The sequence below is a fragment of the Candidatus Avelusimicrobium stercoris genome, assembly GCF_002437085.1.
GTDB classification, from domain to species: domain Bacteria; phylum Elusimicrobiota; class Elusimicrobia; order Elusimicrobiales; family Elusimicrobiaceae; genus Avelusimicrobium; species Avelusimicrobium stercoris.
On sequence record NZ_DJOA01000008.1, the window covers coordinates 16144 to 28014 of the forward strand.

Below are 11871 nucleotides of genomic sequence, written 5' to 3' on the forward strand. Positions count from 1 at the left end.
TTTATATTATAGAAAATTTAAGGAAAAGAAAACGCCCTGCCTAAAATAGCCAGGCCATATCGTCTTCCAAGGGTTCGGGAACCTTTGCGCCCACTAATTTGCAAAACTGCGCCCCTGCGGCGGCGGCTTGGGCATCTATGTAAGACGGAGGGAAATTACAAGTCCGGATAGTATAACCTTCCGCCTTTGCCACCCAAATCCAGTAATTGGCGGGCAAGGTATAATCTGCCGATACAATACGGAAAGCCTCTTCATCGTTGTCCACTATAAGCAGTTGTTTATAGTCAGGGCGTTTACGGTAGGCAGCGTAGGACTTGTCATCTGATTCATCGGAAGAAGTCTTTTCTTCATCCTTAAATAATATCCGTTCCGAAATATAATCCGGCAAAGAAATATCCAAATCCTCCAAAAAGGCCGTGTACTGCCCATTACTCAAATAATAAACTTTCTCCGCCCGGAGAACCGCTTCGGCAACTGAGCGAATTTTCTCATATTTTACCCGTTGTACAGCCTTTTGGTATTGGGGCACTGAAACCGATACCAAAATACCTAAAATCAAAACGACCACCAACATTTCCACCAATGTAAAACCCTTCATATTATCTTTCCTCGCCCGTTTGCCGGTGCAAATAATCGTGCAGTTTTTCAAGCGTTTCGCGGCTGATGGTGTGCTCCATTTTGCAGGCGTCAATATCGGCCGTTTTGGGCGTTACGCCCAGCACCTGCGTTAAAAAGCGGCTCAAAATGGCGTGGCGTTTTTTCACATCCTCCGCCGCCCGGCGGCCCTTGGCCGTCAGTTCAATGCCTTTATACGGCTGGTGAACCATATAGCCCGCTTCCGCTAGGGCCTTCACCGCACCCGTAACGCTGGGGGTTTTTACGCCCAACATATCGCGGATATCACTCACGCGCGCAATGCCTTCCTCGTTGGCACAGAGAGAGACAGCCTCTAAATAATCTTCCATATTAGACGTTAATTTCATACTTTCCCCCGTAGTACATTTGTGTATATCTTAACATATTTTTATCCTCTTGCTTTTGTTTGGTAGATTTGCTTATATGGGAGTATCCCACCCCAAGGAGCATTTATGGATACGAACAGTTATATTGCCGGATTTATGGAAGCACAAACCAAAAAGGACCCCGCCCAAAAGGTGTTTCACCAAGCGGTGTTTGAAGTGGTCAGCACCTTAAAGCCCGTTTTGGAACAAAAACCCCTATACATAAAAGAACGCATTTTGGAACGCATCGTAGAGCCGGAACGCACCATTATCTTCCGCGTGCCGTGGCAGGACGATAAGGGTGAAATCCACGTCAACCGCGGTTTCCGCGTGCAATACAACAGCGCCTTGGGCCCGTACAAAGGCGGGATGCGCTTTCACGCCACAGTTACGCAGGATGTGCTGAAATTTTTAGGGTTTGAACAGGTCTTTAAAAACAGTTTAACAACGCTCCCCTTGGGCGGCGGAAAGGGCGGAAGCGATTTTGACACGCGCGGCAAGTCCGACAGCGAGGTAATGCGCTTTTGCCACTCGTTTATCAACGAACTTTACCACCACATCGGCTATCATACCGATATTCCCGCGGGCGACCTGGGCTGTGGGGCACGCGAAATCGGTTATATGTTCGGCCAATACAAAAAATTAACCAACGATTTTACAGGAGCCTTTACGGGCAAAAAACCCAACTGGGGCGGCAGCCTGCTGCGCCCGGAAGCCACGGGCTACGGCGTAGCGTATTTTACGCAGGAAATGCTGGCCACGCGCGGGGATAGTTTAAAGGGTAAAACGTGTATTGTTTCCGGCGCGGGCAATGTGGGCATTTACGCCATAGAAAAATTAACGCAATTAGGCGGAAAGGTCGTGGGCTTTATGGATTATGACGGCAGTATTTACGACGGGCACGGCGTGGACGAAGAGAGGCTTGCCTTCTTAAAGGATTTAGTATTTGTGCGCCGCGGCAGTCTAAAAGAATACGCCCAAAAATTCAAAACCGCCCAATTCCGCCCGGGCCAAAAAACGTGGGATATCCCGTGCGAGGTAGCCTGTCCTACCGCGTGCGAAAATGAACTAAACGAAACAGACGCTAAAATGCTCCTTAAAAACGGGTGCAAATGCGTATGCGAGGGCTCCAATATGCCCTGCACGCCGGAAGCGATTGCGGCCTTTCAGGCGGCGGGCATTTTATACTCCCCCGGCAAAGCGTCCAACGCGGGCGGCGTTGCGGTTTCGGGCCTGGAAATGACGCAAAACAGTATGCGCGTGTATTGGACGCGCGAAGAAGTGGACAAATACTTACAGCGCATTATGTCCAACATACACACCAGTTGCCTGGCCTCAGCCGCGGAATACGGTTTAACGGGCAACTATATGGCAGGTGCGAACATTGCGGGCTTTAAAAAAGTAGCCGACGCAATGATAGACCAAGGATTAGTATAAGTTACTTGATGTTTTTAGTGTTAAAAATCCGGGTTTCTGCTTGTTGGCGGAAACCCGGATTTTTAAATAGTACAACTACCCATTAATTACTGGGCGCACTTGCCGCCGGCTGCTGCGGTTGTGGCGCGCGGCGGGAATAAATCTTATTCACAATCACCGCAATAGACCCGTCCCCGGTTACGTTGCAGGCCGTACCAAAAGAATCCATTGCAATATAAAGCGCAATCATCAGGCCGAGTTCCGCTTCGCCAAAGCCCAGCATACTTTGCAAAATACCCAGCGCCGCCATAATGGCCCCACCCGGCACCCCGGGAGCCGCCACCATTGTTACCCCCAACATGCAAATAAACCCGGCGAACTGTTCAAAGGGCATATTCATCCCGCTCATAAACACAATCGCCAACGCACAGGCCACAATTTTCATCGTACTGCCAGATAAGTGAATCGTGGCGCACAGCGGCACCACAAAGCCGGCCACCTCTTCGCGCACGCCGATTTTGATGGTCTGTTTAAGCGTTACGGGAATCGTAGCCGCGGAGGACTGCGTGCCGAGCGCCGTCATATACGCCACCAACATCGTTTTAAGCATTTTAAACGGATTTTGGCGTGCAATCAGGCCCGCCAGCGTGAATTGCAATACCAACATCACGGCCGTAATCGCAAAAATAAGCACGATGATTTTGGCAAATACGCCCAGCACTGAGACAACCTGCCCGGCAACCGTCATATTTAAAAAAATGCCAAAAATGTAATACGGAAGCAGCGGGATAATCACGCGTGCAATCACGCGGTCAATAATATCACGCAAATCCAGCATTACACCCTTTAAACGGCTGCCCTGAATAACCGCCATTCCAAGCCCCAGCGTAAACGCCAGCACAAGCGCGGTCATTACGTCCATTAAAGGCGGCATCGCTACCGTGAAATACGGCTTTAACTCCGCGCTGGCGGCAAACTGCGTGGTTTTAGCCGTCGCATCCAAGAGATAAGGGAAAGTTAATTCGGAAATCCCATAACTGAAAAAACCCGAAGCCAACGTAAACCCATAGGCAAGCGCGGCGGTAATAAACAAAAGTTTCCCCGCACTGCGGCCCAGTTCCGCAATGCCCGGGGCTACCAAGCCCACAATTAACAGCGGAATAATAAAGCCCAAAAAGTTGCCAAACAAACCGTTAAAGGTTAGCGACACGCGCACCAGCCACTCCGGGAAGAAGAGCCCGCACGCAATACCCGCCGCAATGGCGCAAATCACGCCCGGCAGTAAGCCCCATTTTAATTTGAGGTGTAATTTTCTTTTTCTGAATTTAATCATATATACTCTTTTGGCACAACATTTCTATTATACGAATTTGAACCCAATAACGGTACTATTTTATCCGCGCGCGGCCATTTGGTAAAATGTGGATATGCAAGTAAAAATCAATATTGACGGCGGCAGCCGCGGAAACCCCGGGCCGGGAGCCTCGGCCTATGTGATTTGCGCAATGGACGGCAAAATTTTAGCGCAAGAAGGGCATTTTATGCCCCATTGTACCAATAACCAGGCGGAATACACCGCTTTGAAACTCGCGCTTATAAAAGCCGCGGAACTGGGTGCTACGGAACTTTTTATCATTTCAGACTCGTTACTTTTGGTAAAGCAATATCTGGGCGAATACAAGATTAAAAACCCCGATTTGGCCGCCCGTATGCTGGTCATCCGCCGCCTGGCTGCGCGGTTTACCGTGCATATCAATCACGTTTTACGCCATTTAAATAAAGCACCCGACGCCCTGGCCAACAAGGCGATGGACGCCAAACAATCGGTGGGCTATAACCCTATTAAACACTTACCCGCTGATGAGGAAATCTTTGCCGAACCGCAGGCAAAAAATAATGTGGTAAACGGCGTAGAGGTAACCCCGGTGGTGCGGGAGGAAAAGAAACCCGCCGCTAAAAAAGTTAAAAAGCCGCTCCCCGAGCAAATGGATTTATTCGGCGGATTTTGATTAATTTTGCTACAATATTTTGGGCAACCCAGATAACCGCTCCCGGCCAATTTCGGTTTGGGGGAGGAACTTCCGGACTCCATAGGGCAAGTGCGCCGCTTGAAAAGGCGGGACGGCGGGGCTATATCACCCCGCTGGACGGAAAGTACAGCAGAAAACAAACCGCCCGCAAGGGTAAGGGTGAAATGGTGCGGTAAGAGCGCACCGCGCGTTTAGCAATAAACGCGGCACGGCAAACCCCGCACGGAGCAAGGCCAAACCGGTCCACACGCGGCCCGCGTTCGCGACCAAGTAGGCCGCCAAGAGTAATGGTTATCACAGCCTGAAAAGGCTGACAGAATCCGGGGTATCGGTTGCTTATCCGCGTTTTCAACCAGGAAGCGCGGATTTTTTATGTATAGGTCCTAGACAAAACATAGGCCCTTTGGCTCTGTTTTTTTGGTTTAAAAACTATTATACTGAAAGTATCAAAGGAGAATTTATGCTAAATACTAAACAACTTTTTTCTTTTGTACTTATTGCCGCGGCCGCTTGGCCCGCGCAAAACGCCGTCGCGCAAGTAAGGCCCGGCTCCGTAATAAAAGCCAATACATCCGTTGCCAAAGGACTTGATAAGGCGGTAAAATCAACAGTAAAAGCGGCAAAGGTTCCCGCTTTTACCACAAAGGCCACTCACTCAGTTTATCCGTCCCAAGCGCTTAATTTTGTGCCGTCCAACAAAGCGCCCAAAGCCACTGCGCTAAACCCCAAAATCCCCGTTACGCCCAATTTGGACTCCGTACTCATCTACGGCAAGGAACGGGAACGTTACCGCGTGGTACGCGAAGAATTGCAAAATATGTCCGTCAAAATGCCCAAGGAGCAATCGGCTAATATCGCCGCCTATTTGCGCCACTCGGTACCGGACGAAACAATGCGCTATATGCAGGAACGCTACCAAAAGGTTCTTAATTTAATTAATAAGAACCAACAGGAGGTTACCGCTTTCTTTACCTATGCTTCTCTGCCTGGGGAAGGACGCGTGCCGAATATGCAAGAAAAAAACGCTTTAAGCAGCGCAATGTATAACACGTTAATGGCTATCCGCAATTTAAAGGCGGATTTGCCGGACGATCCGTTCCTTATTATGCAGGATGAATATTGGGCCACCGCCTACGAAGGCTTTAACCCACTACTGGCAGGGCATATCCGCACGCAAACCGTAATGCCGCGCGGGGATTTCCGCAAGTTTGACCATAAGGAATTTGACTTAATGAACCCGGACGGCACGGATTATGTATTGCCGCAGGCCGACACCTTGATTTTGGACCCGGATGAAATGGAAGAAATGGATTCCTATGCTTATGTGCGTATGCGTCAGCAAAATCCGCCCATTACGCAAGAAAACGCCGCCATTGAGCGCACCGAACTCTTAAAGCACATCCCGGCGGGTATGCACATCGCCATTATCAACGACGACACCTTGCCGCTGGTCAACTTTAAGGGCTGGGCCGAAAAAGGCTACTTTGGCGAAGGAGCCACCGTAGATACTTTTAAAAACGGGCTTGATTTCTTGGATTCAATGAAATACATCAAATACGATTTAGTCATCACGGACCTGTTGGTTCCCAACGGCGGCAAGGCGATGATGAAGGACCTGCGCCTGAAAGACGACCGCGTCCCCGTGATTGCTATGAGCAAATACGACCGTGGCGAAGCGGGCGAAAAGGATTTGTTTACCCACGGTATGGACGGTTACTTGTGGTACAACAACAACGTAAACGAAGGCGCTTACGGATACATTGAAGTTCTGCGCGCCCTCAAAAACTACTATTACTACAAGGGCCTGCATAATTGGGGCAGATAATTTAACAGTACAGACGAAAATCCCCCGGCCGAAAACCGGGGGATTTTTTATGATAAATTTTTTACTTTCTTGACAGATCTTACTCCGAAAGAGGAACACAGCAGATTCCCGACCTCGGGAATGACAAAAAAACTCGCTCTATTTCGCTGGGGATTTGTTATCCCCGGCCGGAGTAACCTCTTTTTTAGGCGCATTGGCCAAAGTTTGCGGAATTGTAAACCAAAAGGTGGAACCTTGCCCCAAGCCCGCGCTTTCCACGCCAATTTCGCCCCCGTGCGCGTTTACAATCTCCTGCGCAATGGATAATCCTAATCCCCAGCCCTGTTTTTTAAGCGTGCGGTCGTTTTCGGACTGGTGGAATTTTTGAAAGATTTTGCTCTTTTCACTGTGCAAAATACCGGGGCCGTTATCAATTACCTTAAACGTCAGCCACCCGTTGGATACATAATAGCGCGCTTCCACCCGCCCGCCCTGGGGCGAAAATTTAAGCGCGTTGCCGATTAAATTATTAATCACCTGCGAAATGCGGAAGCGGTCCGCCTCTACGGTTACCTCGGCAGGATATTCGCACTTTTGCAGGAAAATGCCCCGCTTTTGGGCGTTTACCGACTGCAAGGTGATGACGTCGTTTAAAAGCGCGTTAAAGTTAAACGGACGCATATCCATTTTAAACCGCCCAGACTCAATCATAGAAATATCCATTAAGTCCGCCATAAGCATATTCATATTGTCCGTGGCTTTTAAAATGTTATTTAGGGCGATTTGCTCGTTCGTCCCGCCCGTGCCCTGCGGGCTGTCCATCATTAGTACAGAGGTAAAGCCCTGAATAGAGGAAAGCGGTTGACGCAGGTCGTGCGCCACGATAGACATAAATTTGGCGCGGATTTCGTTCAAACGGTTTAGTTCCTGATTGGATAAGCGCAACTTTTCCACCATATGTTCCAGCACATTTACCTTGCCGGATAGTTGCATTTGCAAGGTAGCAATTTGCTGCTGGTAGTTGTGCTCGGCCTTCATAATGGTACGTTTCATTTTTTTGAGCACAAACTTGCGCGTCAGCCAATAAGTAAGCAACGACAACAACGACGCCACCAACAACGAATACGAAGCGATAATCTGCCAAAAAGTCATCTTGTTCTCCTATTTTACCGTAAAGGGTTGGCCCAAGGTTTTTTCCAAATCGGCGCGGGATACGCCCCCCTCGCGCAGCAGCAGGGGCTTGTCCGTCAAATCCACCACGCTGGAAGCCGTGGGCGACAACTGTCCGCCCAAGAAGATATAGTCCGCCTTACCGTCAAACGTCTTTAAAATGGTTTCTTCGTCCGTGAGTACGGGCTGTCCGTGCAGGTTGGCGCTGGTGCAGGCCATCGGATGCGCCATACGGGATAATATGTTCACCAAAAACGGATTGCCCGGCACGCGCAAACCATTTCCTTTAAAACCGCGTGTAAGGCTTTTGCCCTTGGCGGTTGGCGGCAAAATAATGGTAATCGCCCCCGGCCAATAGGCTTGTGCCAAGCGTTCTGCCCCGGCGGAAAATTCCGCCACGGCCTTGGCCTGCGCCACGGAGCCCGTCAAAATTTGAAGCGGACTGGTGGCGGGGCGTTCCTTTATTTGATAAATGCGCAAAATGGACTCTTCGCAAAACGCGCCCGTACCAATACCATAAACCGTATCCGTGGGTACTACGACCACGGCTCCTTCGTCCAGCGCGTGCGCGGCGGACAAAATATCGGTTTCCGTCATTTCACTTATTTTAAAAATACGGGTCTTGCTCATCGGGTTCCTCCTCCGCTTCGGCCGGGCGGTCCAAAATCATTACAAACTCGCCCTGAACCTTGCTCTTTTTGGCTAATTCCGCCGCCAGCGAGGCCGCCGTTCCCCTTATCCACTCTTCATACACCTTGGAAAGTTCCCGCGCCAAGATAACGGGCGTTTCTCCCCCCAAGGTCTTGGCAACCAGTTCCAGCATTTTTACCACGCGGTACGGGGATTCATACAGCACCACCGGGTGGTTTTGGCTATACGCCGCCGCAATGAGTTTAGCGGCCTTGCCCGGTTTGCGCGGCAAAAAGCCCAAAAAGGTAAATGCTCCGCCCGTAATGCCCGCACCGGCCAAGGCGCACGCCACCGCGCTGGGCCCCGGCAAAGAGGATACCTTTATACCGCTTTTCACAGCCTCTTTGACGAGTTTCCACCCCGGGTCTGAAATGCACGGCGTACCGCAGTCGGACACCAAGGCGCACGTTTTTCCGCTTTTTAACGCTTCCAAACAGCGCGCGACGGAGCGGTCGTCATTTTCGTTATAGCGGTAGAGCGGCTTAGAAATACCGAAATGGGAAAGCAAAATTTGGGTGCGGCGCGTGTCCTCGCACAAAACGGCGTCGGCGGTTTTGAGCGTTTCCAATGCGCGCAGGGTAATATCCTGCAAATTGCCAATAGGCGTAGGAACGATATAGAGCATATAGTAAAAGTATATAAAAAAGAAGGGACAAGCGGAAAATTACAAAAATAAATGTACCACTCATAAAGCGTATTTAGTAAAATATATCTTTGTTATTTAATTCACATAAACAGAGGAAAAACAGAAGGAAATGTCTAAAATTCTGTCCAAAATTAAACTCAACACCTTCGCTATTATTTTATCTATCGTAGCGGTGGTGGCCGCGCTGACCTGGATTGTGCCCAGCGGCGCCTATGACAAAATGGACGTGGACGGCCGCCAGGTCGTCGTAGCCGGAACGTATCACGCGGTGCCGGCCAACCCGCAAGGTTTGTTTGACGTGTTAAAAGCCCCCATTAAAGGCTTTTCCAACACGGCAGAGGTAATTGTATTTCTGCTTGTTATCGGCGGGGTGCTTTCCGTGGTGGAAAAAACAGGCGCGATTGCCGCCGGTATTCAGGCCGCCAGCGGATTTTTCCAACGCAAACCCAAACTGCGCTTTCTGTTTATTCCGCTTGGGATTATTGTATTCTCGTTGTGCGGGGCGACCTTTGGTATGTGCGAAGAAGCCCTTATCTTTATCCCGATTTTTATCCCCTTGGCTCTATCCCTGGGCTACGACTCCGCCCTCGGTACCGCAATTCCGTTTATCGGCGCGGGCGTAGGCTTTGCGGCCGCGTTTACCAACCCGTTTACCGTGGGTATCGCGCAGGGGATTGCCCAAGTGCCGCTGTATTCCGGCATTGGATACCGCTTTACCATTTGGATTATCTGCACGACGGTAGTTATCAGTTGGTTAAGCGTGTATGCGCGCAAAATCCGCAAGGACCCGACCAAAAGTTTAACTTATGAGTTTGATATTGAAAAACGCAAAGAATTAAAACTCAATAAAGAAGAAACCAAAATGACCCGCCGCCAAAAATGGGTGCTCTTAGCCTTTGGCCTAGGGATGGTGGGGCTGGTTATCGGCGTGTTAAAACCCCAAATCTGCGAAATGATTAAAGGGATGTGGGGCGTGGATTTAATGGAAATCCTGCACTTGGAAGCCGAGGGCTGGTACATTACCGAAATTGCCGCCTTATTCTTGGGCGTGGGCTTTTTGTGCGGATTTTTGGGCAAAATGAATATGCAAAAATTTACCGACGCGTTCTTTGACGGCGTGCGCGGTATGGCGGAAATTGCAATGCTTTTGTGCTTTGCACAAGCGATCGTAATTATCGCCAACAATGGGCATATTTTGGACACAATGCTTAACTGGATGTCCGCCGCTATCAAACATTTGCACCCGGTGTGTGCCTCGTGGGCGGCGATGATGCTGCAAACGGTGATTGACTTCTTTATCCCCTCGGGCAGCGGCAAGGCCGTGCTGACGATGCCGATTTTGGCCCCGTTGGCCGACCTTATCGGCATTACGCGCCAAACGATGGTGCTGGCCTTCCAGTTGGGCGGCAGTTGGATGAATATGGTCATCCCGACCGACCCTGTAACCATTGCGGCTATCGGTTTTGCGCGCATTGCGTATCCGAAATGGCTGAAATGGATGCTGCCTTTGTTAATTGTGATGTATTTGCTGTCGTTCTTGCTGTTAGTGCCGCCGTATTTTATGAAGTGGCAATAATTTTTTACGTCCCGCCGCAATTTTTGGATTTTAATATAAAAATCCTTGTTTGAGCCGGCGGGGCGTTTTTTATTAAAAAAATGCCGTACCTAAAAAGAGGAAAACAAAAGTAAATGAAAAAAATGCTGTGTAACACCTATTTTTTGGTGTTCTCCATTATGCTGTTCGTGGCCGCGCTGACTTGGATTGTCCCCTCCGGCCAATACGACCGCTTGGAACAGGACGGCCGCACCTATGCGGTGGCCGGTTCTTATCACCAAGTGGACCGCAACCCCCAAGGCGTAGGCGACGTGTTAGCCGCCCCGGTGGAAGGGTTCACCCAATGCGCGGAAATCATCGCGTTTATTTTGGTAGTGGGTGCGCTGTTTACGATTATTGAACGCACGGGCGCTATCAATACGATGATTAAAAAGGTCAGTCTGTTCTTTTCCAACAAGCCCCGTTACAAAAAACTGTTCATACCCGTATGTATGTTTCTGTTTTCGCTATGCGGAGCCTTGTTCGGTATGGAAGAAGAAACGCTTATTTTTATCCCTATCTTTATTCCGCTCGCGCTATCGCTGGGGTATGACACCGTAGTCGGTATGTCTATCCCGTTTATCGGCGCGTTTACCGGGTTTTCGTCGGCGTTTGTAAACCCGTTCACCGTCGGCATCGCGCAAACGATTGCCCAACTGCCGATGTATTCCGGCTGGCAATACCGCCTGCTGATTTGGTTCGTCTTTACGTCTGTGGTGGCGGGGTTCTTTACCTGGTACGGCGAACGCGTGCGCAAAAACCCCACCAAGAGTTTAACCTATAAAATGGACTTGGAAAAACGCGCCGAACTGAAAATCATCAATGACGTGATAGTGGACGAATCCTTCCGCTTAACCCGCGCGCACAAACTGGTAATTGCTTCGTTTATTATCGGTATGGGCATTTTATTCTATGGCGTTATCCGCTACCAATGGTATATGATTGAAATTGCCGCGGTGTTTTTAGGCGTGTCTATTGCCAGCGCGTACTTTGGCAAACTGACGCTGGACCAAACGACCGATGCGATTATTGACGGCGCCAAATCTATGATGGGCGTATGTATTTTAATGGCGCTGGCGCGCTCTATCGTAATTGTAGCCACCAACGGGCATATTTTGGATACTTTCCTGCACCTTATGACCCAAAGCGTGGGCAGCCTGCACCCGATTATGGCCTCGCAGGCGATGTTTATCATCCAAACGGTACTGAACTTCTTTATCGCTTCCGGCTCCGGCCAAGCGGTGCTGACAATGCCGATTATGGTGCCGCTGGGCGACTTGGTAAACGTGTCGCGCCAAACGGTCATTTTGGCCTACCAGTTTGGGGAAGGCTGGGGCAACCCGATTATCCCCACCGCTCCCGTTACAATGGGGGCCTTGGCCTTGGCCGGGATATCTTATCCGGCGTGGGTAAAGTGGTTTATGAAATTAGAGATTATTTTAATTGTACTCTCTATGCTGCTGCTGATACCCGCCTACTATATTTGGTAAAATGACAATAAGCCCCTTGGCCCGCCAAGG

At 49.9% G+C, this 11871-nt stretch carries 11 protein-coding genes and 1 other RNA gene; 6 read left to right on the forward strand and 6 right to left on the reverse strand.

All coding sequences use genetic code 11. The annotated features are described in order from the left end of the window. Positions 1-40 precede the first annotated feature (40 nt). Positions 41-598 (reverse strand): type IV pilin protein, encoded by a 558-nt coding sequence (locus B2118_RS01035; RefSeq protein WP_428052555.1) that lies wholly within the window; start codon positions 596-598, stop codon positions 41-43. Between the two features lies 1 nt (position 599). After that, positions 600-983: a metal-dependent transcriptional regulator gene (locus B2118_RS01040; RefSeq protein ID WP_428052557.1), complete on the reverse strand. Its 384-nt coding sequence runs from the start codon at positions 981-983 to the stop codon at positions 600-602. A 105-nt stretch (positions 984-1088) separates the two neighbouring features. Between B2118_RS01040 and gdhA the strand changes: the two genes are divergently transcribed. Continuing rightward, positions 1089-2438, forward strand: coding sequence for an NADP-specific glutamate dehydrogenase (gdhA, locus tag B2118_RS01045; RefSeq protein ID WP_428052559.1), 1350 nt, complete (start codon positions 1089-1091; stop codon positions 2436-2438). An 82-nt stretch (positions 2439-2520) separates the two neighbouring features. Here gdhA and B2118_RS01050 read toward each other — a convergent pair whose 3' ends face one another. Beyond that, positions 2521-3750 carry a dicarboxylate/amino acid:cation symporter gene (locus B2118_RS01050; RefSeq protein WP_428052561.1) on the reverse strand — a complete coding sequence of 410 codons (1230 nt, stop codon included), beginning with the start codon at positions 3748-3750 and terminating at the stop codon, positions 2521-2523. 94 nt (positions 3751-3844) lie between these two features. On the opposite strand from B2118_RS01050, the gene B2118_RS01055 reads away from it, so the two are divergent. From B2118_RS01055 to B2118_RS01065, 3 genes are all read left to right on the forward strand, one after another. After that, complete coding sequence (locus B2118_RS01055) at positions 3845-4426, forward strand: ribonuclease HI family protein (RefSeq protein ID WP_428052563.1); 582 nt, start codon at positions 3845-3847, stop codon at positions 4424-4426. 20 nt (positions 4427-4446) lie between these two features. After that, positions 4447-4790: RNase P RNA component class A (gene rnpB / locus B2118_RS01060), an RNA gene on the forward strand. 117 nt (positions 4791-4907) lie between these two features. Continuing rightward, complete coding sequence (locus tag B2118_RS01065) at positions 4908-6272, forward strand: response regulator (RefSeq protein ID WP_428052564.1); 1365 nt, start codon at positions 4908-4910, stop codon at positions 6270-6272. 138 nt (positions 6273-6410) lie between these two features. On the opposite strand, the gene B2118_RS01070 is transcribed toward B2118_RS01065, so the two are convergent. From B2118_RS01070 to rsmI, 3 genes are read right to left on the reverse strand one after another with little or no spacing between them, the layout of a single operon-like run. Then, positions 6411-7403, reverse strand: a complete 993-nt coding sequence (locus tag B2118_RS01070) for a sensor histidine kinase (protein ID WP_428052566.1) — start codon at positions 7401-7403, stop codon at positions 6411-6413. A gap of 9 nt (positions 7404-7412) precedes the next feature. Beyond that, on the reverse strand, positions 7413-8051 hold the full coding sequence (locus tag B2118_RS01075) for an L-threonylcarbamoyladenylate synthase (RefSeq protein ID WP_428052568.1): 639 nt from the start codon (positions 8049-8051) through the stop codon (positions 7413-7415). Then, on the reverse strand, positions 8029-8736 hold the full coding sequence (rsmI, locus tag B2118_RS01080) for a 16S rRNA (cytidine(1402)-2'-O)-methyltransferase (RefSeq protein WP_428052570.1): 708 nt from the start codon (positions 8734-8736) through the stop codon (positions 8029-8031). Before rsmI ends, B2118_RS01075 begins: the two co-directional genes overlap by 23 nt. 130 nt (positions 8737-8866) lie before the next feature. On the opposite strand from rsmI, the gene B2118_RS01085 reads away from it, so the two are divergent. Together B2118_RS01085 and B2118_RS01090 are read left to right on the forward strand one after the other, a co-directional pair. Continuing rightward, positions 8867-10333, forward strand: a complete 1467-nt coding sequence (locus B2118_RS01085; RefSeq protein WP_428052572.1) for a YfcC family protein — start codon at positions 8867-8869, stop codon at positions 10331-10333. A gap of 113 nt (positions 10334-10446) precedes the next feature. Next, positions 10447-11841: a YfcC family protein gene (locus B2118_RS01090; protein WP_428052574.1), complete on the forward strand. Its 1395-nt coding sequence runs from the start codon at positions 10447-10449 to the stop codon at positions 11839-11841. The last annotated feature ends 30 nt before the right edge of the window (positions 11842-11871 follow it).

Bases quoted from the DNA above. Each gene is read 5' to 3' on its own strand.
- B2118_RS01050 (WP_428052561.1), bottom strand. From the start codon at position 3,750: ATGATTAAATTCAGAAAAAGAAAATTACACCTCAAATTAAAATGGGGC.
- B2118_RS01070 (WP_428052566.1), bottom strand. From the start codon at position 7,403: ATGACTTTTTGGCAGATTATCGCTTCGTATTCGTTGTTGGTGGCGTCG.
- B2118_RS01065 (WP_428052564.1), top strand. From the start codon at position 4,908: ATGCTAAATACTAAACAACTTTTTTCTTTTGTACTTATTGCCGCGGCC.
- B2118_RS01075 (WP_428052568.1), bottom strand. From the start codon at position 8,051: ATGAGCAAGACCCGTATTTTTAAAATAAGTGAAATGACGGAAACCGAT.
- rsmI (WP_428052570.1), bottom strand. From the start codon at position 8,736: ATGCTCTATATCGTTCCTACGCCTATTGGCAATTTGCAGGATATTACC.
- B2118_RS01090 (WP_428052574.1), top strand. From the start codon at position 10,447: ATGAAAAAAATGCTGTGTAACACCTATTTTTTGGTGTTCTCCATTATG.
- B2118_RS01085 (WP_428052572.1), top strand. From the start codon at position 8,867: ATGTCTAAAATTCTGTCCAAAATTAAACTCAACACCTTCGCTATTATT.
- B2118_RS01040 (WP_428052557.1), bottom strand. From the start codon at position 983: ATGAAATTAACGTCTAATATGGAAGATTATTTAGAGGCTGTCTCTCTC.
- gdhA (WP_428052559.1), top strand. From the start codon at position 1,089: ATGGATACGAACAGTTATATTGCCGGATTTATGGAAGCACAAACCAAA.
- B2118_RS01035 (WP_428052555.1), bottom strand. From the start codon at position 598: ATGAAGGGTTTTACATTGGTGGAAATGTTGGTGGTCGTTTTGATTTTA.
- B2118_RS01055 (WP_428052563.1), top strand. From the start codon at position 3,845: ATGCAAGTAAAAATCAATATTGACGGCGGCAGCCGCGGAAACCCCGGG.